Raw genomic sequence first — 20,817 nt, 5'->3', positions numbered from 1 at the left:
ATTTAAGAATTATGATCTAAGATTGAGCTTCACTCATAATCGAATGTCCTATAGAATCTTAAATCAAAATCTTCCTTATTAAATCTTTCCCGTAGCAACCGTGGAATCTTAAATCTTAAATCATAACTCGTAAATCGCCTTTCTTGTCCTAGTTCAATGCGCAGGGTTTTAATATGCCGCAACTTTGCAGTGTAATATTAAAACAACACTAATCATGGACAGGAAAGATTTCATCAGAAAAGGGCTAATGGGTACGGGAATGCTGATCACTTCATCAGTTGCCGGAGACATCCTGAAAAACAACATCGACGAAATACAACCGCTTGAACCCATTGGTTACAATCATTTACCTAATACCAATTCATACATCATGGAAAATACAGTTTTGCACAAAGCGGCCACACGCGGCCGGGCCAATCACGGTTGGCTAAATTCTTACCACACCTTCAGTTTTGCCAACTACCAAAATCCGGAAAGGGTACACTTCGGTGCACTTAGGGTATTGAATGACGATACTGTTGCGGCAGGCATGGGCTTCGGCACGCACCCGCACGACAATATGGAAATCATCTCCATTCCACTTGAGGGCGACCTGGAGCACAAAGACAGCATGGGTAACACCGCTGTCATCCGCAAAGGTGATATACAAATTATGAGCGCGGGTACGGGTATTTCGCACAGCGAATACAATAAGAATAAAGACAAGCTTACAAAGTTCCTTCAAATTTGGGTATTCCCGAATAAGCGAAACGTGACTCCGAGATACGACCAAATCACGCTGAACGAAGCCGACCGCCATAACAAGCTGCAGCAGGTGCTTTCACCAAATGCTGATGATGAAGGCGTGTGGATAAACCAGGATGCATGGTTCCACATGGGTAAATTTGATGAAGGCTTTGCGACTGAATACAACTTTAAGAAGAAAGGAAACGGAGTGTATGCTTTTGTTTTGAAGGGCGATATCACGATAGGCAATATTGCCCTGAATGAACGTGACGGCCTCGGAATCTGGGATACAGACGCAATTAAGATCACAGCCAATTCTCAGGATGCAGAAGTGCTGTTGATGGAAGTACCGATGGCTTTATAAATTACAAATTATCAATTACGAATTACGAATATTTCAAATTTTAAATCTTTAAATAAAATGAATACAACCAAATGGGCGGTAGACCCAACACATTCAGAAATAGGCTTTAAAGTAAAGCACATGATGTTTACTAACGTATCAGGCCAGTTTGCCAATTTTACGGCAGAGGCACAAACAAACGGCGATAGCTTTGACGATGCGAAATTCACTTTCAGCGGCGATATCGATTCGGTATCAACCGGCAATGCCGACCGCGACGGCCACCTGCAAAGCGCTGACTTTTTTGATGCGGCGCAATTCCCGAAATTGACTTTTGAGTCGACATCTTTCACAAAGAAAAATGAAGGCGAATACAAACTGGAAGGAAACCTTACCGTACACGGCGTAACGAAACCTGTAACCCTCGATGCGGAGTTTGGCGGGATAGCGAAAGACCCGTGGGGCAACATAAAGGCCGGATTCAGCATTACAGGTAAATTGAACCGTAAAGACTTTGGCCTTACCTGGAACTCAGCCCTTGAAACCGGCGGCGTACTGGTAGGCGAAGAGGTAAAACTGGCAATTGAATTGCAGTTTGTAAAGCAATAATTGATGGTTTGATTGTTGGTTGGTGAGAACCTGCATGGTGAAAGCTGTGCAGGTTTTTTTGTGCCTGAAAATTGCTACTTCATAGAGAAGTACAGAGATATCCAGAGTGTTCCATTTCGAGCGAAATGAAATGAAGCCGAGAAATCTCAAAATTCACTGTTGAGATTTCTCGACTCCGCAAGCTCCGCTCGAAATGGAAAACAATCAATCCTCCTCTTCAGGGGTATGTGATTTAGAGTAGCCTCGCCATTTTTCAATGCATTCCTGCATATCCTGAGGCATTTCGGTATCAAAGCGTAGGAATTCTTTCGTTACCGGGTGCTCAAAGCCAAGTGTCTTGGCATGCAGCGCCTGGCGTGGCAATATCTTAAAGCAGTTATCTACAAACTGTTTGTATTTGGTAAAGGTGGTGCCCTTCAGTATCATGTCGCCACCGTAGCGGGCATCGTTAAAAAGGGTATGGCCTATGTGCTTCATGTGTACGCGTATCTGGTGGGTGCGGCCCGTTTCCAGCTTGCATGATACAAGGGTTACGTAGCCAAAACGCTCCAAGACTTTATAATGCGTTACGGCGTGTTTTGCTCCGCTGCTGTCATCCGGGAATACAGCCATCTGCATACGGTCTTTTACGTGGCGCCCTATGTGTCCTTCTATCGTACCTTCCTCCTCTTCAATATTTCCCCAAACAAGTGCTATGTATTCACGCTCGCTGGTTTTCTGGGCAAACTGTTCGGCCAGGTAGCTCATGGCATGCTCGGTTTTGGCAATAACCAAAAGCCCCGACGTATCTTTATCTATACGGTGCACCAGCCCCGGCCTTTCGCTGCTGTTCATGGGCAGGTTATCAAAATGGTAAGCCAGCGCATTTACAAGCGTTCCGCTATAATTGCCATGACCGGGATGCACCACCATGCCCGCAGGTTTGTTCACCACAAGCAGTTGGTCATCTTCAAAAACGATATCTAAGGGAATATTCTCAGGCTCAAGCAAGTACTCATACGGCGGATGCTCCATAAGCATACGCACGATATCGCCGGCCTTTACCTTATGGTTTGATTTTACAGGAACATCATTTACATAAATGTTGCCCCTTTCGGCAGCCTTCTGTATTTTGTTGCGGGTGGCATTTTCCACCAGGTTCATCAGGAATTTATCAACGCGGAGCGGCGCCTGGCCTTTGCCTGCTTCAAACCTGTGGTGCTCATACAATTCCTCGTCTGAGGGTTGTTCTATAATAGTACTAGTCATTTAAATCTTCCGGTGCCGGCGGTGTTCCGGCATCAATTACATTTCCTCCTTCACTTTCAAGCTCACTGTCGTCAAAACCTGTTTTGCCATCGCCAAGCACAAGGTCAATCTTACTCGATTTCATCACCTTGTCGCCGGCCTTCAGCTTTTTGCCGTCCTGCCACATTTCAAGCACAATGTCTTTCGCCAGGTATGGCTTGTATGTTTTTTTACCGACAACCAGTTCAGCCGCACTAAGTGTTGGTTCAGCCTCACGAAGCGTACGCTGTATCAGGTTGGGCAAAGTAACGGTCGAGAATCCGCCTGCATTTATCTTAATATAAATCTTACGGCCGTCTTTCACCTTGTCATTCGGCAGCGGGTCCTGCTGTACAACAGTGTATGGCGGGTAGCCGGGCACAAAATCTACAGTATCAAGAATCAACGGTTCCAGCTCAGCATCTTCAAGCACTTCCGTAGCCTTCTCCACGGTCATTTTGCTCAGGTTAGGCACCGTTATCTCTTCGCCGTGGTTTGTGGTGTAATCAAGCCAGTACAGCATTGCAATAACACAAACAATGATTATCCCGATGGCGGCTGCGAGGTTTTTGAAAAATACCTTGCTGGTTAAAAAATTTCTAAGGCTCATACATGTAGGTTTGCGGCAAAGATATAAATAATACCAAACTTTATAAGTTAACGCAAATAATGATATTTTTGTGTGGTAAACCTGTCACGTAATAATGAACATAGCAGTAGTAATGGGCGGATACAGCGATGAATCTGTCATATCAATACGCAGCGGCCAGCTGATACTAAACAACCTTGACCGTGCAAAATACACCCCGTTTGAAGTGCATATACTCCCTGAAGGATGGAATGTGCTCATCGATGGAGAAAAATTACCCTTAAACAAAGGCACTTTCAGCTTTGAGCAAAACGGCAGTGAGGTGAAGTTTGATGTAATCATTAACACCATACACGGCACGCCGGGCGAAGACGGGCACATGCAGGCCTACTGGGAATTGCTGGAAATTCCGTACACCGGCTGTGGTTTCTACCAGAGCGCGCTGACATTCAACAAGCGTGATACATTATCGGTACTTTTAAAATTCAACATCCCGAAGGCAGAATCCATCTACCTCTCTAAAGGCGATGCGGTAAGCGCTGATGATGTCGTGGCAAAACTTGGGCTGCCTTTTATGGTGAAGCCCAACCAGAGTGGCAGCAGTTTGGGTGTAAGTAAAGTGAATGACATTAATGATTTTAATAAGGCGCTGGAATTTGCCTTTGCAGAAGACAGCGACATACTAATAGAATCATACCTGAAAGGCACAGAAGTATCGGTTGGCGTACTTAACCTCAACGGGAAGACTACGGTTTTGGGCCTGACAGAAATAGTTTCGCACAACGACTTTTTTGATTACGAAGCAAAATACCTTGGTAAGAGCGAGGAGATTACCCCTGCCCGTGTGGATGCCGATACCGAAACCCGTATACGAGAAACGGCCATAAAAGCCTATGAAGCACTGGGTATGACGGGTTTCAGCCGAATCGACTTTATCGTTATGGACGGCATTCCGCATTTTATTGAGATCAATACCAACCCGGGATTATCGCCCGCAAGCATTTTCCCGCAGCAGGCTGCACACGCGGGTATACCAATGTCTGAACTATTTGACAGCGAGATAAAGCTGGCGATGAAGCGGAAGGTTTTGTGGAAGAAGTAAGCTTCAGTCATAGTCGCAGTCACAGTTTTCAGTCAGGCTGAGCTTGTCGAAGCCCACATCAGAGTGAGTTTCAAATAACCAACTAACCGCATCAACAAATTAACATGAAAAAAACAGCAGTATTTCCCGGTTCTTTTGACCCGATTACCCTTGGGCATTATGACATTATAAAGCGCGGCGTTGGCCTGTTTGACAAAGTGGTGGTGGCCATTGGCGTGAATGCCGAGAAGAAATACATGTTTCCGCTGGAGGAGCGTAAAAGGTTTATTGAGGAAGCCTTTAAAGATGAGCCTAAAGTGGAAGTGATAACCTACCAGGGGCTTACCATAGACCTATGCAAGAAGATTGGCGCGCAGTTCATACTCCGCGGGCTTCGCAACCCGGCCGACTTTGAGTTTGAGAAAGCCATAGCCCATACCAACCGTGAACTATCACAGATTGAGACCGTATTCCTGCTTACGGCAGCACGCACATCGTATATAAGCTCGAGCATTGTGCGTGATGTACTCCGCAACGGTGGCGACTATACCATACTGGTGCCTGATTCGGTTCGCATAAAGTAAACGCCATGAAACAACTTTTGCTCCTGCTCCTGCCCTTTTCACTTTTAGCACAGAAACCCATGTACACTACCCCATATGAGAAAGGTAACGGCAACCAGACCGCTACTTACCAGGAAACTATTGACTATTTCAAGCTGCTTGACTCGGGTTTTGAAACCATCAAAATGATAGAGATGGGCCCTACCGACGGCGGCGAGCATCTGCACATTGTAATTTATAGTCCCACCAAAGAATTCGACTTTGAAAAGTTGCACAAGGATAAGGTGATACTTTTGCTCAACAATGGCATACACCCCGGTGAACCTGACGGTATTGATGCCACTATGATGCTGTACCGCGACCTGGCAACCGGCAAGATCAAAGCCCCTGGCAACACGGTTATCGTCAACATTCCCGTGTATAATATTGGAGGCATGCTGAACCGCAACTCACACAGCCGTTCCAACCAAAATGGCCCTGAGAGCTATGGCTTCCGCGGGAACGCGCGCAACTATGACCTGAACCGCGATTTCCTGAAGAGCGACACCAAAGATGCCCGCAGTTTCGCACAGATTTTCCACACCGTTAAGCCAGACGTGTTTATAGACAACCACGTAAGCAATGGCGCTGACTACCAGTACACCTTTACATATATTGCCACGCACCACCAGAAACTGGGCGGAAAATTAGGCCAGTATTTCAAAGAACAGATGCTTCCGCAGATACTGGCTGCCATGAAAGCCAAAGGTATAGAGGCCATTCCGTATGTAAACATCCACGACGAAATGCCGGATAAAGGCTTTGAACAGTTTATGGACTACCCGCGCTATTCGACAGGATATGCCTCGATGTTCAGCGTGCCGGGTAGTATGCCCGAAACCCACATGCTGAAAAATTACAAAGACCGTGTAGATGTAACGTACCAGTACATGCTGGAGTCACTTTCATTTATCGACAAAAATTATAAGCAAATAAAGCAGCTTCGCGCCGAAAACCTGTCGAGCTATAAACCGGGCAGCAAGTACACCCTGCAATGGGAGCTCGACAAAACTAAAGTGACTCAACTGCCTTTCCTTGGCTATGAGGGCGGCTATAAACAGAGTGAAGTATCCGGCAAGCAACGGCTGTATTATGACAGAAACAAGCCTTTCAATAAAACGGTGCCCTATTATAGCGAGTACAAACCAACACTTGAAGTAACCATACCCGAGGCTTATATTGTACCGAAGCAATGGTGGGAGGCCATAGAATTATTGAAGCTTAACGGCATTGCCATGTCGGCTTTAGAAGCAGATACTGAAATGGAGGTTGAAACCTACCGTATTATTGATTATAAAACTTCGAAGTCGGCTTACGAAGGGCATTATCCGCACAGTAATGTACAGATTGAAAAATCTTTAAAGAAAGTAAAGTTGCGCAAAGGTGATTATGTCATCAGCACCAATCAGCCCGGCGTGAAATATCTTTTGGAAACATTAGAGCCACAGGCGGCAGACTCTTATTTTAACTGGAACTTTTTTGATGCCATCCTTCAGCAGAAAGAATACTTTTCGGCCTATGTGTTTGAAGACACGGCAGCAAAACTTTTGAAGGATGACGCAAACCTAAAAGCTAAATTCGAACAAAAGAAAAAAGACGACAAAGCTTTTCCGGAAGACGGCGATGCGCAGCTCGACTGGATTTACCGTAACTCGGCTTATTATGAGAAATCGCATATGGAATATCCGGTGTGTAGGAGGGTAAGATAAATCTTATGAAAAAATTTTTAAATAAAATCTTAGGAAAGAATACGGAAAAAGATGTTGACAATCTTTCAATACTCGCTAACGCCATTTCTGATGTCGGTCTCTGGACTTGGTGGGACGCAACATTACCACAGGTGTTTCAAATTGAATTCAACAGGACGCAACTTTACTTTGAGGCGTCAGCTCCTGATAAAGCCCCATCAAATCAGATTGCGTTACGTTTCAATAATGTTTACACTGTAACTATTCTGAAAAATGACAATTTTTACCTATCTAAAAAGTGGATGGAAGACTTTAAAGCAGACAAGTTAGAGCCCTTCGCCATCAATCATGAATGCTTTTCTTTTGAGCCGTGCGAAATAATTGAATATGTCAAGCGAGCAACTTCAACCGATATAATCTTTGGAACCAAAATAATCGAAAAAGAAATATCAGGTATGCCAGCCACTCTTGGCTTTTGGGCAGGGGAAGTTGGACTTGTAATTTGTGCAGACGAAATGAAAATTTATACTCATTCAGGACAAATTCCCCTATCTGAAATCCCAACTAAAAACATTAATTGGTGGAATTATTGGAAAGAATACTGGAGCAAAATAGACACCAATGAAAGTCTACCTTACGACGCTATTTGTGAAATAACCATTCCTGCTGAGCGCTGGAAATTTTAATATAAAAATATACTCCAAACCAATACCGCAAAGTTAAGACTATTTTCTAACATAATAAAGATTATCGGATGCTTTAACAAATTAAAGTTTTGTTAATGCCTGTACTGTGTTTACACTCCCACTAGAGAACAAACCTCACATAATTTAAAGACTTATCTTACAGAAACGGAAAATTTAAGTCAATTTTTGCAATGACTGTAGTCTTAAGTTAAATTTTTAACATAGTAATACAATACAACTTTATATTTAATCTATTTAGCTAACGTAACAGACTCATTTTCAAACAATAGCTTTATATTTTCATAAGAGTTTTCAAGCGCCGCTTTAATTTCTTCAGGGTTAAGCCATGCCACTTTTTCAATGCCCTCCTCAAGCTGCCCTGTAAGCTTGCCATCGTAATTAGTTTGCATCTCAAACCAGTGCGTTATCTTGAGTTTGTAGACGCCATTACGCTTAAAAATGTGGTATGTTTTCTGCAGCTTTTTTACAATGCTAAGTCCGCTTACGCCGGTCTCTTCCTCAACTTCACGCATAGCAGTATCTTCAATCTCCTCGCCCTTCTCGGTCCCTCCCTTTGGCAGATCCCATTTCCCGTTGCGAAAGATAAAAAGCACATTGCCGTCTTTGTTGTAAACAAGCCCTCCGCCCGCTTTTGAAACCGGTATTTTTTCCTTTAATTTCTTGAGTATTTCCTTCTCGTCAGGATGGTACAGGTATGCCTTTTTTATTTTGTTGTTGAACATCTTTTTTATGATATGCTCAACATCAGCCGTTTCAAGCAGGAATAGCTGAAAATCGGTTTCTTTCATCACCTCGCTCGTTAAAAAAAGCGGCTTATCGTTTACAAAAACTTTATACATTTGTAGTATGATTTTCAATACAGACACAGCCAAAAAAACTGCCGAATTGCTTTTACAAATAAACGCAATTAAATTAAATCCCAAAAATCCTTTTACTTGGGCTTCCGGATGGAATTCGCCTATTTACTGCGATAACCGCGTTACGCTGTCTTTCCCGCCGATACGTAACTACATCCGTGAGGAGTTTTCAAAACATATTGAAAAACAGTTTGGCAAACCCGACGTTATTGCCGGCGTGGCCACAGGAGCCATAGGTATCGGCATGCTTGTGGCTGAATATATGGGGCTTCCATTTGTTTACGTGCGTCCTGAGCCTAAGAAACACGGCCGCCAAAACCAGGTGGAAGGCTTTTTACAAAAAGGCCAGAATGTGGTTGTGGTTGAAGACCTTATAAGCACCGGAAACAGCAGCCTGCTTGCGGTTGACGCATTGAAAGCCGCCGGAGCCAATGTTAAAGGTATGGTAGCTATATTTACCTACGGGTTTGATGTTGCTACTGAAAACTTTAAAAATGCCAATGTTGACCTGCATACACTTGGAGATTATAACACTCTTCTTCAACTTGCTGTGACAAAACAGTATATCACTGAAGCTGAACAACAAACCCTTGCAGAATGGCGGAAGAATCCTGCGGAATGGGATAATTAATAAATTATTTTCATGTTTATAAAAAGAAAATTTTCCGTTATAAATAAATTTTGTTAGTTTAGCATCATCATTAATTAATAATCACACAATGAAAAAAATTACACTTTTGTTTTTTATGCTGGCAGCATCAGTATCATTTGCACAAATAAAGAAAGTTGAAGAAGCAAAACCTGCCGGTATAGAAATCGGAAAAATCCAACCGATGGGCTAGCCTGCGCATATGTCAATTACCAAAGATGGTGATATATATGGTTTTACATATAAGGATGCTGAATTTACACATATTGTAAAATATCATTCATTCTTTTTTAGAGATGTTGATAACGCGTATAATTCTTTTTATGACATGATAATGAAGGGATTTGAAGAAATGCCGGCTGAACCGATAAAACTTGAATTACATGACCAGTTTGTATGGCTGAAATTCTCAAAGCAAATGGGCATAAAACTTGTAACTTTCACAAGCACCATCGATAAATCTCCGGGAAGCAGGGAAATCTCTTCTAAAGATTTTAATAAAAAACAAATAGAAAAACTTTTTGGTAAAAAGTAAGCCATACTATGAATCTAGAAAGCCCTAAAGTTACAGTTGACAAACCGGCACAATACATCTTTGACGCATTGAGTGATGTGAGGAATTTTGAGAAACTGATGCCTGAAAACATCTCCAAATTTGAAGTGACAGGTGAAGAGTCATTCATATTTGCACTAAAAGGCATGCCTGAAATTAAACTAAAAATGAAAGACAGGCAGGCACCGAATAAAGTAGTTTTAGGCGCTGCAAGCGATAAGCTTCCGTTTACTCTGACGGGCGATATTCAGGCTGCGGGTGACAGCTCAAGCACTGTGCAGCTTAAATTCGAGGGTGAATTCAATGCGATGATGGCCATGATGGTAAAAGGCCCAATCAGCAAATTTATTGAGACACTAGCAGGAAACATGCATAAGTTGTAAAAACCTGACAATAAAAACATAAGCCTTTTAGCTCAACTAAAAGGCTTTTTGTATTTTTAGGCTATGCTAAAACGGATTGCCCACATTACCGACTCGCACCTTGGAGACCCGACTGCACTATCTCGCGGAATAAACCCGGACAAAAATCTGGAGGCGGCATTAAAACATGCTATTGACATTGGCATTGATGAGCTGATATTTGGCGGAGACATTGGCTATGATGAAAGATACCAGCACTTTTTTAAAATGCTGGAGAAATACAAACCAGGCTTTAAGATTGTACTTGGCAACCATGATAATTTTCAAGAAGTTAAGAAATATTATTCAAGGCAATTTCAGGCCGATGGCCTTTACCACAGCAAAGAAGATGAGTATTATAAATATATTTGGCTAAACTCTTCTTCAGAAAGTATAGGCCCACAACAAATGGCCTGGCTTGAAAGTGAAGTAAATACATCAAAAAGAATTGTGATTTTTGTGCATCACCCCGTACTTGGATTCGAAACCGGCATGGATGCTGTATATCCGCTAAAAAACCGCGATGAGGTGTTTGCATTACTGCAGCAATGCCGGCAGAATGTTACCATTTTTTGCGGACACTACCATATGCCTGATAAACGCACTAATGGTAAAATTACGCAATATATTACACCTGCGCTGTCATTCCAGGTTAAAAAGAACTCAACTGATATTGAAATCATTACGCCATACTTTGGCTACAGGTTAATTACTCTTACGGAAAACAACATTCGCACCCGGCTTGTTACCAACTACTACGACAGATTCATTACCGGACCGGAACATTAAGCCCAGGTTAAAAAATTAATAAACAGGTGCTGTACCATCAAAAAACTGTATCTTTAATTCAACCTTTAAACCTACAGCCATGAAAGACCTTAATGAATATGAACTGCATTATGACCTGGATGCAGAATTCAGCAGCAGTGAACTTGTTGAAATACACGTTGGTGACCTAAACCTGCCAACAGGTAAAATAATCGCGGCAGACCCATTTTTTACTGACAGCCAGCCCGCTTTTGCACGGAGCGTTGAACCTGATAAATACCCTGTTTATATTTACATGGCCGAAATTGATGAACTGCATCACCGCGTAGCGTATGCTAAAGTAAAATTCAGGCCGGAGACTCCCACTAAATATATCCTTGCCTTAACAGAAGACCTTACAGCTGAAGAACTTGACGAACTTGGCGATGATGAGTTTTTCGGGTTTCCTGTTGATTCTGGCCTGGCTGCACTGCTTGATGCCGAAACTAATCAACAGTTGACAATGCGTATGAATTTACTTCAGGAAAATAAGCCTGAGTCAAACTATTATGATGAAGTGCTTGCCAAAGAATTTGAAGAATATTCAGGTAAAAATAAATTCTCGCGGTCGCTTGGAGACTGGAATGACCATCATCCGAGCACAGATTCTGACAATAACGTAATTATGTTTTCTTCGGGCTGGGGTGATGGCTATTATCCTGCATACTGGGGCCTGAATGACAATGGTGATACAATAGAACTTGTTATTGATTTCCTAATCAACGATTTTGAAGAAGGCGAAGACGATGAGTTTGAGGACGAAGAAGTCTAGTTTTCAGTCGCAGTCTCAGTTGGCAGTCAGTCTGATAAGCAATACACTGAGACTGAGACTGAGATTGAATATTAATACAGCAGCTGTATTTCTTTCAGCCCATACTCCGCTATCCTGTCATCTTCAAGCAGAACCTGAAGCTTCCCGTTACGGTTCACTTCTTTGATAATACCCATAAATCTGTGCCCGTCCTTTTCAAAAGGCATGGGCACATTTTTCTTATAAAGCCTTTGGTGGTATTTCTGCCATATATCGTTTTTTGCGCCGTTTATGAGCATAGCTACATTTCGCTTAAGGCATGCTATAATGTCAAGCATTACATCTTCAATATCATACTCTTTGCCTGTTTCAATAAATAATGATGAAGCCTTTGGCAGGCCGTAAAAATCTTTTTGGTTTATATTCATTCCTATACCTGCAACCGAATATATTTCTCCATGACTTTTAATGCTGTTTTCAACAAGTATACCACCAATTTTCTTATTCCCTGCCAAAATGTCGTTAGGCCACTTAATAAAGATATTATCTAAATGACTTTCAATTGCCTCTGAGCAGCTTACTGCAACCGCTGCATTCAGCAAAAAAATATCTTCAGGCTTCAGCAACAAATCTTTTATTAAAACACTAAATGTCAGGTTCTTTCCAGCCTCAGCATTCCATTCAGACCCCATTTGTCCCCTGCCTGCCGTCTGGTGTACTGCTGTTACAATTGTAAAGTTTTCAACATACTGCTTTGCCATGAGCTCTTTAAGGTAATCATTAGTTGAATTAATGGCATTGAGTTTGATTATATTCATGAAAATAAATGCGTTTTGTAGTGGTATTTATTTTGGCAGATGGCTCAAAAGTAACTACAAAAATGTAACTTTGTGGAAATATAAATTTTTAAATGGCGAAAAAGAATATAAGCAACGATGATTTACTTGCAAACATCATCAAAGGAATTGAAGAAGTAAAAGGGAATGATATAGATATTCTTGATTTAAGGGCGATAGACAACACCGTGTGCGACTATTTTGTAATATGCAACGGTACTTCAAATACTCAGGTGAACGCAATTGTTCATTCTATCCAAAAAATAGTTTCAAAAGAGCTTAAAGACAAGCCGTGGCATGTAGAAGGTACAGAAAACGGCGAGTGGGTTTTAATGGATTACGTGAACATAGTAGTACATGTTTTCCAAAAGCATATCCGCGAATACTACAATATTGAAAGCCTTTGGGGCGACGCCCGTATCACTTCAATCGGGAACAATTATTAATCAAGCAAATTAAATGTCAAAAGATAACAATAAACCAAATAAAGGAAAGGTAAGCCCATGGCTTATCTATGGCGGTATACTGCTCATTTTCCTTGCTATAAATTTTGTTGCCGGCGGTTCAACATGGAATGACCCTAAACCTACTTCACTGGCAAAGTTTTATACTTATCTTGATAAAGGTGAGGTGCAACGTGTTGTGTATGGTAATTCTACTGCCGAAGTTTACCTTAAAGAAACCGCGTTAGCTGATAAAACACACAAAAATGTACAGAAAGACCTATTAGGAAACAAAAACAAAGGGCCTCATTATATTGTAAATATTGGCGATAAAAATGAGCTTTTTGTAAGCAAACTGGACAAAGCACAGCAGGAGGGTAAACTTACTGACTATTCTAATGAACCTGATAGTGAATGGGGTAATATTTTGATGACGTTCCTGCCATTTGTGCTCATAATAGGTATCTGGATTTTCATGATGCGCAGGATGTCGGGAGGTGCCGGTGGCGGTCCTGGCGGGCAAATTTTCAATATAGGTAAATCTAAAGCGAAGTTGTTTGACGAAAAGAACGATATCAAAGTAACATTTAAAGATGTTGCCGGCCTTGAAGGCGCTAAGGAAGAGATACAGGAAATTGTTGAATTCCTGAAAAACCCGGAGAAATATACCAACATAGGTGGTAAAATACCTAAAGGTGCATTGCTTGTAGGCCCTCCGGGTACAGGTAAGACATTGCTAGCAAAAGCTGTGGCAGGCGAAGCAAAAGTACCTTTCTTCTCACTGTCGGGTTCTGATTTCGTGGAGATGTTTGTAGGTGTGGGTGCTTCGCGTGTGCGAGACCTCTTTAAGCAGGCAAAGGAGAAATCTCCGGCTATCATTTTCATCGATGAGATTGATGCAGTAGGCCGTGCCCGTGGTAAAAATAACTTTTCAGGCTCTAATGATGAGCGCGAAAATACCCTGAACCAGCTACTTACAGAAATGGATGGTTTCGGCACAAATACAAATGTTATTGTACTAGCCGCTACCAACCGTGCCGATGTGCTTGATAAGGCCCTGATGCGTGCGGGACGTTTTGACAGGCAGATATATGTAGACCTTCCGGACATCAGGGAACGTAAAGAAATATTTGAAGTACACCTTAAGCCGCTTAAGAAATCGGAAGACCTTGATACCGATTTTCTTGCCAAGCAAACACCGGGCTTTAGCGGGGCAGATATTGCCAACGTATGTAACGAAGCCGCGCTTATAGCCGCGAGGAAAGACAAGCAATCTGTAGATAAACAAGACTTCCTTGACGCTGTTGACAGGATTGTGGGTGGCCTTGAGAAGAAAAACAAGATAGTTTCTGCTGAAGAAAAACGTGCCATTGCTATACATGAGGCAGGACACGCTACTATAAGCTGGATGCTTGAACATGCTGCACCGCTTGTTAAAGTGACAATTGTGCCACGCGGGCAGAGCCTTGGCGCTGCATGGTATTTACCGGAAGAGAGGCTTATAGTGCGCCCTGACCAGATGCTCGATGAAATGTGTGCCACAATGGGTGGCCGTGCTGCCGAGAAGGTTACATTTAACCGTATATCAACCGGCGCGTTGAGCGACCTTGAAAAGGTTACTAAACAAGCCAGGGCAATGGTTACCATTTATGGCCTTAATGACAAGCTTGGCAACATTACTTACTATGACAGTACCGGCCAGAGCGATTATGGTTTTTCTAAGCCGTATAGCGAAGAAACTGCCCGGATAATTGACGAGGAAATATCAACGCTTATTGAGCAACAGTACCAACGCGCCATAGCAATACTTGAAGAGAACAAGGATAAGCTGAACAAACTGGCAGACATTCTTATTGAAAAAGAAGTCATCTTTAAAGATGACCTTGAAGATATATTTGGTAAACGCCCTCACGAAAAATCAGATTTTGAGGTAATTACAGAAGCGTAAGCAAAATATTGCTCAAATAATTATAAAAATCTTAATTCAACGTAATGTTTGAATTAAGATTTTTTTATCTTTGAGTGTTACCAACGCAGAAATTCAAGGGAAGACAGAGGGTATGAGTATCTTTAAAAAATTTTTGGCAGTGCTACCGATGCATCAGGTGAGGAAAAGAACAACGAGTCTAATCCGTACCTGCCGCAGCAACAACTGCCTGCCGATGAACTTTTTACTTTTAATTTCAAAAAGAACGGCGGTAAATTTATCTACTGTGAGTCGCTACCTGAAGTACATGACCAGTTTCTGAACATTCTTGAAGAAAATGACTGGTTTGAGTGCGAGGTGCTTTGCATGGAGCCAAAGCTATATAGCCTGCTTGACGAAAACAAACTTTCGTATAACAATCCTTCGAATCCAAAGTTTCTTCTGGCAAGCTGTGAAAACCTGATTGCCGATGAAGGTTCAATCCTTTTTTCGTCAAACCAGATTAAACAGAAGAAGCCTAATGAACTGCCGGCTAATATTGTAATATACGCCACAACAAGCCAGATTTTAGGCTCCAAGAGCGATGGCCTGCGCGTCATTAAAAAGAAATACGATAAAGACTACCCTACCAATATCACTACCATAAAATATTTCGAAAAAGCAAAGGAAGAAGACTTTCTTCAATATGGCAGCACAGCCAAAAACCTTTACCTTTTGCTTCTAGAAGACCTTTAAGATGAATGAAAGCGTCGTAAGGACACTCTCCGGCATTGTTTACATTGCGTTGCTGGTAACCGCAACATTATATTCTCCTGAAAGTTTTATTTTGCTTTTCGGCATTTTTATGCTGATTGCCGTGTATGAATTTGCGCGCTTAGTGAAAATAAGTGTTGTAATACCAATGGTTACTGCAGCAGTGTTGTTTATCAGCAATGTGGTAAATCTCGATAAAAACTATCTCGCATGGACTTTTGCTGCCGTTGCTCTACCGGTTAACTGCAAATTGATTCACGACCTCTTCAACAAAAAGCAAATGATACCCAAGAGCGCACGCATGAGCAGCCTTGAGCTTATGGGATATGTGGTTTTCTCATTTATGCTGCTTGTACGATTACCGTTTACCGGCGAAAACTTTCAACCTTCAATAATAATTGGCATTTTCATATTAATCTGGACAAACGACACCTTTGCTTACGTTGTTGGCAAAACAATGGGCAGACACAAGCTACTAGAAAGGATATCACCAAAAAAACAGTCGAGGGTTTTGCAGGCGGGTTGATTTTCGCGATTATCGCTAGTTATATAATAAGCCGGTTTGACTGGTTTGGCATGACACTGCTATTGTGGGTATGCACGGCAATAATACTCGTAATTGCAGGCACACTTGGGGATTTAATTGAATCACGCTTTAAACGCAGCGCCGGTGTGAAAGACAGCGGAAATATCATGCCGGGCCACGGAGGAATATTAGACAGGCTTGACAGTATAATATTTGCGATACCTTTCCTATTTTTGTTCTATCAAATCATTAACTATGTTTCATAAAGAAGGTGCCAAAATAATTTTTATAGCATTGGCCATTACAGTGGCAGTAATACTACTGTCAGAACAATTCATTGAAAATTATTGGCTATTAAAGTTTATCCAGATATTTTCACTTGTATTCCTTATACTTATCCTTCAATTCTTCCGCAACCCGCGCCGTGACCTTGAGGCTGCTGATCATATACTTATTGCTCCCGTTGACGGTAAAGTAGTAGTGATTGAAGAAGTATATGAGCCTGAATATTTTAAGGAAAAGCGCCTGCAGGTATCAATATTCATGTCTCCGATAAACGTACACGTAACACGCTATGCTGTAAATGGTTTGGTGAAATTCAGTAAATACCATCCCGGTAAATACCTTGTGGCATGGCACCCAAAAGCCAGTGAAGAAAATGAACGCACTACAGTTGTTATTGAAAATCGGGTTTTTGGCGAGATATTATACAGGCAGATAGCCGGTGCACTGGCAAGGCGTATTGTCAACTACGCACGTGAAGGTATGCATGTGGTACAGGGCACAGATGCAGGGTTTATTAAATTCGGGTCGCGTGTTGACTTATTTTTACCTCTTGGTACTGAAGTTGAAGTAAAGCTCAACCAAAAGGTGACGGGCGGTAAGACACTGATAGCAAAAAAGGCATAATATAATGCAGGAGAAAGATCTTGATACATTGTTTCAGGAAGCTTATGAAAAAGCTAATAACATAGGGCACGGTTTGCCCCAGGATGTTATGCTGCGCATTTATGCCTATTATAAGCAGGCCACATTGGGGCAGGTGCACCCGGCTATGTTCCAGACATTTGATTTGCGAAATGCATTTAAAATGAATGCCTGGATGCAGATAAGCCACCTAACGCCTGACGAAGCTAAGAAATTGTATATTGAGACAATCAACTCCATAACATAAATTACTATTATGAAAAAAGCAAAAATCGTTCTTTCAGCATTGGTTATGGTTGCAGCGCTGCAATCATGTAAAGACAAAAATAACCTTGAAGAAGTTGTTGAAGTTCCTGCTCCTGAAAAAGAAGAGGCCAAACCTGCAATGGGTAATCCTGATGATGTTCAGGCTGCAGAAGGCCCTTTTAAAATGGTAAAGCTTGGCTTTGCTTATGATGCGCTTGATCCGAATATTGATGCCAGGACAATGGAAACGCATTATTCTAAACATCATGTAAAATATACCGATGAGCTTAACAAAGCCGTGAAAGGTACCGACATGGAAAAGAAAACCATTGAAGAGCTGCTTGCCACTATGGATATGGAGAACAAAGCAGTACGCAACAATGGCGGAGGTTTCTACAACCATAATCTGTTTTGGGAGATAATGGCTCCTAAAGCCGGTGGTGAGCCAAAAGGGGCATTGGCAGAGGCTATCAATAAAGACTTTGGATCATTCGATGCATTTAAAACACAGTTTACGGAAGCTGCTACAAAACAGTTCGGGTCGGGCTGGGCATGGCTGGTAGTAGACAAAACAGGTAAGCTTGTTGTAGGCAGTACACCAAACCAGGACAACCCCCTCATGAAAAACGTTGGCATTTCAGGTAAGCCTATATTAGGCCTTGATGTTTGGGAACATGCATATTACCTTAACTACCAAAACAAGCGCCCTGATTATATCAATGCATTTTACAATGTGATAAATTGGGATGCAGTAGCTAAAAAATATGAGGCTGCTATAGCAAAATAATTTCAGCTTCCAACAAACAAAAAATCCGCCCTGTGAGGCGGATTTTTTATTTGATATCTCCTAATACTATTTTAGTCCTGCAAGACTTTGTTCAATCGTTGCAATCTTAGCCAATGCATCTGCCTCTTTCTGGCGTTCCATGGCAACAACCTTTTCAGGAGCACTGCCAACAAATTTCTCATTAGATAATTTCGCCTGTACCGATTTCAGGAAGCCCTTGGTATAGTTCAGTTCTTCAGTAAGTTTGGCTATTTCTTCTTCAACATTTACTGAACCCGAAACCGGTATAAAATATTCGTTTGACTTTACCCTGAAAGTAAGCGCACCGCCAACTTTATCAGTCACATATTCCAATAAAGCTACATTACCCAGCTTTTTAATCACACTGTCAAACGATGTTGCTGCACTTTCGGCATTTACCACTTTCAGGTCAATTGCTTCTTTAAATGCAATATTCTTGTCTTTACGTATTGTTCTTATACCTGCAATAACTTCGGCTGCAAAGTCAAAGTCTGTAATGATTTTTTCGTCATAAGATTTAATCTTTGGCCACTCTGCAATTATTAGCGCCTCCTCAGGTGTACGTCCAGCAATATACTGCCATATCTCTTCAGTAAGGAACGGCATAAATGGGTGCAGTAATTTCAGGTTCGCTTCAAGCATTTCAATCGCCTTATTAAAAGTTTTATTGTCAATCGGCTGCTGATAGCCAGGTTTAATCATCTCAAGGAACCATGAGCAGAAATCATCCCACACAAGTTTATAAATTGCCATCAGGGCATCACTAATACGGTATTTCTCGAAGTTATCTTCAATCTCAGCCAAAGTTTTCTGTAGTTTAGCCTCATACCAGTCAATAGCTATTTTACTGCTTTCAGGCTGCTCAATTTCGCTTACCTCCCACCCTTTTATAAGTCGGAAGGCATTCCATATTTTATTGGCGAATGCCTTACCCTGATTGCACAGTTCCTCATCAAACATAATGTCGTTACCTGCAGAAGCACTCAAGAGCAACCCTACCCTTACTCCGTCAGCGCCAAACTTATCAATAAGATCAAGCGGGTCAGGTGAATTGCCGAGTGATTTAGACATCTTACGGCGCTGCTTATCACGAACGAGGCCTGTAAGGTAAACATTAGTAAACGGCTTTTCGCCTGCATATTCGTACCCGGCTATAATCATCCTGGCTACCCAGAAGAAAAGTATATCCGGACCGGTAACCAAATCATTTGTAGGATAGTAATATTTGAAATCTTTATTATCAGGCTCAAGTATACCCCCAAAAACAGCCATTGGCCATAACCATGAAGAGAACCAGGTATCAAGCGCATCGTTATCCTGCTTTAAGTCAGCAGCTGCAAGATTAGTATTTCCTGTTTTGGCTTGTGCCAGCTTCACTGCTTCATCTATATTTTCCGCTACAACAAAATCCTCTTTGCCTTCACCATAATAGTACGCCGGAATCTGTTGCCCCCACCATAATTGTCTTGAAATATTCCAGTCGCGAATGTTTTCCATCCAGTGGCGGTAGGTGTTATCAAAGCGCTTCGGATAGAGCTTAACCTCTTCTGTTTCAAGAACTGCCTTGATGGCAGGCTTCACAAGTTCTTCCATCTTCAGGAACCATTGGTCGCTCAGGCGTGGTTCAATAACGGCTTTCGTCCGCTCAGATGTACCTACCTTATTTACGTGATTTTCCACTTTTTCAAGGCTGCCTATAGCTTCGAGCTCCTTTGCAATTTCATCACGAACAACAAAACGGTCTTTCCCTGCATAGTGCATCCCAAAGCTGTTCAGCGTAGCATCATCATTAAAAATATCAATGATTTCAAGATTGTGGCGCTCGCCAAGCTCTTTGTCATTTACATCATGAGCAGGCGTTACTTTTAGGCATCCCGTACCAAACTCCATATCAACATATTCATCAAATATGATAGGAATTACTCTGTTAGCGATCGGCACTATTGCCTTTTTACCTTTCAAATGTGAGTATCGCTCATCATTTGGATTAATGCAGATGGCAGTATCACCAAGTATTGTTTCAGGACGTGTTGTTGCAATGGTCACAAAGTCATTGCTCCCTTCAATCTGGTATTTCAAATGGTATAGCTTACCCTGCCTTTCTTCATAATTCACTTCTTCATCAGACAGCGTTGTTTTCGCTTCAGGATCCCAGTTAACCATGCGGTATCCACGGTAAATAAGCCCCTTGTTGTAAAGATCAACAAAAGAACGTATCACCGATGCCGACATATCTTCATCCATGGTAAACTTAGTACGTTCCCAGTCACATGATGCGCCAAGCTTCTTTAGCTGCTCCAGGATAACGCCACCATATTTATCTGTCCATTCCCACGCATGCTTTAAAAATTCCTCACGCGTTAGGTCAGCTTTATTAATACCTTCAGCTTTAAGCTTGGCAACAACTTTAGCCTCTGTGGCAATAGATGCATGGTCGGTACCCGGCACCCAGCAGGCATTAAAGCCTTTAAGCCTTGCACGGCGTATCAGTACATCCTGTATGGTATTATTAAGCATGTGCCCCATATGCAACACTCCTGTAACATTTGGCGGAGGTATTACAATTGTGTACGGTGTTCTATGGTCTGGTTCTGAATGAAAATAGTTGTTTTTCATCCAGTAATCATACCATTTCTGTTCTGCTGCTTTGGCGTCAAACTGCGAAGGGATGCTCATAATTTGTTATATATCGTATCTGAAAAATATTGGTACGGCTTTTGTA

The 20,817-nt window shown here is 42.0% G+C and carries 23 protein-coding genes and 1 pseudogene; 19 read left to right on the top strand and 5 right to left on the bottom strand.

The genetic code is table 11. The features are described from left to right. Positions 1-370: 370 nt before the first annotated feature. Positions 371-1,090, top strand: coding sequence for a pirin family protein (locus LRS05_RS07555; protein WP_257869250.1), 720 nt, complete (start codon positions 371-373; stop codon positions 1,088-1,090). Between the two features lie 57 nt (positions 1,091-1,147). Continuing rightward, on the top strand, positions 1,148-1,678 hold the full coding sequence (locus tag LRS05_RS07550) for a YceI family protein (RefSeq protein ID WP_257867752.1): 531 nt from the start codon (positions 1,148-1,150) through the stop codon (positions 1,676-1,678). Between the two features lie 204 nt (positions 1,679-1,882). Here LRS05_RS07550 and LRS05_RS07545 read toward each other — a convergent pair whose 3' ends face one another. Both LRS05_RS07545 and LRS05_RS07540 read right to left on the bottom strand, forming a co-directional pair. Next, positions 1,883-2,926, bottom strand: a complete 1,044-nt coding sequence (locus LRS05_RS07545; RefSeq protein WP_257867751.1) for an RluA family pseudouridine synthase — start codon at positions 2,924-2,926, stop codon at positions 1,883-1,885. Continuing rightward, entirely contained in the window at positions 2,919-3,554 is a 636-nt protein-coding gene (locus tag LRS05_RS07540) for a PASTA domain-containing protein (RefSeq protein ID WP_257867750.1), read from the bottom strand. The genes LRS05_RS07545 and LRS05_RS07540 overlap by 8 nt, the downstream gene beginning before the upstream one ends. A 94-nt stretch (positions 3,555-3,648) precedes the next feature. Here LRS05_RS07540 and LRS05_RS07535 point away from each other — a divergent pair, with 94 nt between their 5' ends. From LRS05_RS07535 to LRS05_RS07520, 4 genes are all read left to right on the top strand, one after another. Further along, positions 3,649-4,635, top strand: coding sequence for a D-alanine--D-alanine ligase (locus tag LRS05_RS07535; RefSeq protein ID WP_257867749.1), 987 nt, complete (start codon positions 3,649-3,651; stop codon positions 4,633-4,635). A gap of 104 nt (positions 4,636-4,739) precedes the next feature. Then, positions 4,740-5,198 (top strand): pantetheine-phosphate adenylyltransferase, encoded by a 459-nt coding sequence (coaD, locus tag LRS05_RS07530; RefSeq protein WP_257867748.1) that lies wholly within the window; start codon positions 4,740-4,742, stop codon positions 5,196-5,198. A 5-nt stretch (positions 5,199-5,203) separates the two neighbouring features. Continuing rightward, on the top strand, positions 5,204-6,925 hold the full coding sequence (locus LRS05_RS07525) for a M14 family metallopeptidase (RefSeq protein WP_257867747.1): 1,722 nt from the start codon (positions 5,204-5,206) through the stop codon (positions 6,923-6,925). 5 nt (positions 6,926-6,930) lie between these two features. Beyond that, positions 6,931-7,590 carry a hypothetical protein gene (locus tag LRS05_RS07520; RefSeq protein WP_257867746.1) on the top strand — a complete coding sequence of 220 codons (660 nt, stop codon included), beginning with the start codon at positions 6,931-6,933 and terminating at the stop codon, positions 7,588-7,590. A 251-nt stretch (positions 7,591-7,841) separates the two neighbouring features. On the opposite strand, the gene LRS05_RS07515 is transcribed toward LRS05_RS07520, so the two are convergent. Beyond that, positions 7,842-8,450 carry an NUDIX hydrolase gene (locus tag LRS05_RS07515; RefSeq protein WP_257867745.1) on the bottom strand — a complete coding sequence of 203 codons (609 nt, stop codon included), beginning with the start codon at positions 8,448-8,450 and terminating at the stop codon, positions 7,842-7,844. A gap of 7 nt (positions 8,451-8,457) precedes the next feature. Between LRS05_RS07515 and pyrE the strand changes: the two genes are divergently transcribed. The 6 genes from pyrE to LRS05_RS07485 all read left to right on the top strand — a co-directional run bounded on the left by pyrE (position 8,458) and on the right by LRS05_RS07485 (position 11,650). Further along, positions 8,458-9,099 carry an orotate phosphoribosyltransferase gene (gene pyrE / locus LRS05_RS07510; RefSeq protein WP_257867744.1) on the top strand — a complete coding sequence of 214 codons (642 nt, stop codon included), beginning with the start codon at positions 8,458-8,460 and terminating at the stop codon, positions 9,097-9,099. 88 nt (positions 9,100-9,187) lie between these two features. Next, positions 9,188-9,310 carry a hypothetical protein gene (locus tag LRS05_RS07505; RefSeq protein WP_257867743.1) on the top strand — a complete coding sequence of 41 codons (123 nt, stop codon included), beginning with the start codon at positions 9,188-9,190 and terminating at the stop codon, positions 9,308-9,310. 9 nt (positions 9,311-9,319) lie between these two features. Then, the gene (locus LRS05_RS07500) at positions 9,320-9,652 is read left to right on the top strand and encodes a hypothetical protein (RefSeq protein WP_257867742.1); all 333 of its coding nucleotides are present in this window, start codon (positions 9,320-9,322) and stop codon (positions 9,650-9,652) included. Positions 9,653-9,660: 8 nt separating this feature from the next. Beyond that, positions 9,661-10,053: an SRPBCC family protein gene (locus LRS05_RS07495; protein ID WP_257867741.1), complete on the top strand. Its 393-nt coding sequence runs from the start codon at positions 9,661-9,663 to the stop codon at positions 10,051-10,053. A 63-nt stretch (positions 10,054-10,116) separates the two neighbouring features. Beyond that, positions 10,117-10,860 (top strand): metallophosphoesterase, encoded by a 744-nt coding sequence (locus tag LRS05_RS07490; protein WP_257867740.1) that lies wholly within the window; start codon positions 10,117-10,119, stop codon positions 10,858-10,860. A gap of 79 nt (positions 10,861-10,939) precedes the next feature. Beyond that, complete coding sequence (locus LRS05_RS07485; RefSeq protein WP_257867739.1) at positions 10,940-11,650, top strand: DUF4241 domain-containing protein; 711 nt, start codon at positions 10,940-10,942, stop codon at positions 11,648-11,650. 71 nt (positions 11,651-11,721) lie between these two features. Here the strand turns inward: LRS05_RS07485 and LRS05_RS07480 are convergent, their stop codons facing one another. Then, positions 11,722-12,447 (bottom strand): biotin--[acetyl-CoA-carboxylase] ligase, encoded by a 726-nt coding sequence (locus LRS05_RS07480; protein WP_257867738.1) that lies wholly within the window; start codon positions 12,445-12,447, stop codon positions 11,722-11,724. A 92-nt stretch (positions 12,448-12,539) separates the two neighbouring features. Here LRS05_RS07480 and rsfS point away from each other — a divergent pair, with 92 nt between their 5' ends. The 7 genes and pseudogenes from rsfS to LRS05_RS07445 all read left to right on the top strand — a co-directional run bounded on the left by rsfS (position 12,540) and on the right by LRS05_RS07445 (position 18,074). Beyond that, the gene (gene rsfS, locus LRS05_RS07475) at positions 12,540-12,911 is read left to right on the top strand and encodes a ribosome silencing factor (protein ID WP_257867737.1); all 372 of its coding nucleotides are present in this window, start codon (positions 12,540-12,542) and stop codon (positions 12,909-12,911) included. 13 nt (positions 12,912-12,924) lie between these two features. Then, positions 12,925-14,856, top strand: a complete 1,932-nt coding sequence (gene ftsH, locus LRS05_RS07470) for an ATP-dependent zinc metalloprotease FtsH (protein ID WP_257867736.1) — start codon at positions 12,925-12,927, stop codon at positions 14,854-14,856. Between the two features lie 129 nt (positions 14,857-14,985). Then, positions 14,986-15,570 carry a lactate utilization protein B/C gene (locus LRS05_RS07465; protein WP_257869249.1) on the top strand — a complete coding sequence of 195 codons (585 nt, stop codon included), beginning with the start codon at positions 14,986-14,988 and terminating at the stop codon, positions 15,568-15,570. 1 nt (position 15,571) lies between these two features. Continuing rightward, positions 15,572-16,380, top strand: a pseudogene (locus tag LRS05_RS07460) (phosphatidate cytidylyltransferase). Then, positions 16,370-17,023 carry a phosphatidylserine decarboxylase family protein gene (locus LRS05_RS07455; protein ID WP_257867735.1) on the top strand — a complete coding sequence of 218 codons (654 nt, stop codon included), beginning with the start codon at positions 16,370-16,372 and terminating at the stop codon, positions 17,021-17,023. The pseudogene LRS05_RS07460 and the gene LRS05_RS07455 overlap by 11 nt, the downstream one beginning before the upstream one ends. Before the next feature lie 4 nt (positions 17,024-17,027). Then, on the top strand, positions 17,028-17,288 hold the full coding sequence (locus tag LRS05_RS07450) for an acyl-CoA-binding protein (RefSeq protein WP_257867734.1): 261 nt from the start codon (positions 17,028-17,030) through the stop codon (positions 17,286-17,288). 9 nt (positions 17,289-17,297) lie between these two features. After that, entirely contained in the window at positions 17,298-18,074 is a 777-nt protein-coding gene (locus LRS05_RS07445; RefSeq protein ID WP_374707764.1) for a superoxide dismutase, read from the top strand. Between the two features lie 66 nt (positions 18,075-18,140). Here the strand turns inward: LRS05_RS07445 and LRS05_RS07440 are convergent, their stop codons facing one another. Further along, positions 18,141-20,771, bottom strand: a complete 2,631-nt coding sequence (locus LRS05_RS07440) for a valine--tRNA ligase (protein WP_257867733.1) — start codon at positions 20,769-20,771, stop codon at positions 18,141-18,143. Positions 20,772-20,817 lie beyond the last annotated feature (46 nt).

The organism is Flavobacterium sp. J372, from assembly GCF_024699965.1.
In the GTDB taxonomy this organism is placed as follows: Bacteria; Bacteroidota; Bacteroidia; order Flavobacteriales; family Flavobacteriaceae; genus Flavobacterium.
This window is presented reverse-complemented; position numbering and strand designations above follow the sequence as displayed.

Bases quoted from the DNA above. Each gene is read 5' to 3' on its own strand.
- LRS05_RS07555 (WP_257869250.1), top strand. From the start codon at position 371: ATGGAAAATACAGTTTTGCACAAAGCGGCCACACGCGGCCGGGCCAAT.
- LRS05_RS07550 (WP_257867752.1), top strand. From the start codon at position 1,148: ATGAATACAACCAAATGGGCGGTAGACCCAACACATTCAGAAATAGGC.
- LRS05_RS07545 (WP_257867751.1), bottom strand. From the start codon at position 2,926: ATGACTAGTACTATTATAGAACAACCCTCAGACGAGGAATTGTATGAG.
- LRS05_RS07540 (WP_257867750.1), bottom strand. From the start codon at position 3,554: ATGAGCCTTAGAAATTTTTTAACCAGCAAGGTATTTTTCAAAAACCTC.
- LRS05_RS07535 (WP_257867749.1), top strand. From the start codon at position 3,649: ATGAACATAGCAGTAGTAATGGGCGGATACAGCGATGAATCTGTCATA.
- coaD (WP_257867748.1), top strand. From the start codon at position 4,740: ATGAAAAAAACAGCAGTATTTCCCGGTTCTTTTGACCCGATTACCCTT.
- LRS05_RS07525 (WP_257867747.1), top strand. From the start codon at position 5,204: ATGAAACAACTTTTGCTCCTGCTCCTGCCCTTTTCACTTTTAGCACAG.
- LRS05_RS07520 (WP_257867746.1), top strand. From the start codon at position 6,931: ATGAAAAAATTTTTAAATAAAATCTTAGGAAAGAATACGGAAAAAGAT.
- LRS05_RS07515 (WP_257867745.1), bottom strand. From the start codon at position 8,450: ATGTATAAAGTTTTTGTAAACGATAAGCCGCTTTTTTTAACGAGCGAG.
- pyrE (WP_257867744.1), top strand. From the start codon at position 8,458: ATGATTTTCAATACAGACACAGCCAAAAAAACTGCCGAATTGCTTTTA.
- LRS05_RS07505 (WP_257867743.1), top strand. From the start codon at position 9,188: ATGAAAAAAATTACACTTTTGTTTTTTATGCTGGCAGCATCAGTATCA.
- LRS05_RS07500 (WP_257867742.1), top strand. From the start codon at position 9,320: ATGTCAATTACCAAAGATGGTGATATATATGGTTTTACATATAAGGAT.
- LRS05_RS07495 (WP_257867741.1), top strand. From the start codon at position 9,661: ATGAATCTAGAAAGCCCTAAAGTTACAGTTGACAAACCGGCACAATAC.
- LRS05_RS07490 (WP_257867740.1), top strand. From the start codon at position 10,117: ATGCTAAAACGGATTGCCCACATTACCGACTCGCACCTTGGAGACCCG.
- LRS05_RS07485 (WP_257867739.1), top strand. From the start codon at position 10,940: ATGAAAGACCTTAATGAATATGAACTGCATTATGACCTGGATGCAGAA.
- LRS05_RS07480 (WP_257867738.1), bottom strand. From the start codon at position 12,447: ATGAATATAATCAAACTCAATGCCATTAATTCAACTAATGATTACCTT.
- rsfS (WP_257867737.1), top strand. From the start codon at position 12,540: ATGGCGAAAAAGAATATAAGCAACGATGATTTACTTGCAAACATCATC.
- ftsH (WP_257867736.1), top strand. From the start codon at position 12,925: ATGTCAAAAGATAACAATAAACCAAATAAAGGAAAGGTAAGCCCATGG.
- LRS05_RS07455 (WP_257867735.1), top strand. From the start codon at position 16,370: ATGTTTCATAAAGAAGGTGCCAAAATAATTTTTATAGCATTGGCCATT.
- LRS05_RS07450 (WP_257867734.1), top strand. From the start codon at position 17,028: ATGCAGGAGAAAGATCTTGATACATTGTTTCAGGAAGCTTATGAAAAA.
- LRS05_RS07445 (WP_374707764.1), top strand. From the start codon at position 17,298: ATGAAAAAAGCAAAAATCGTTCTTTCAGCATTGGTTATGGTTGCAGCG.
- LRS05_RS07440 (WP_257867733.1), bottom strand. From the start codon at position 20,771: ATGAGCATCCCTTCGCAGTTTGACGCCAAAGCAGCAGAACAGAAATGG.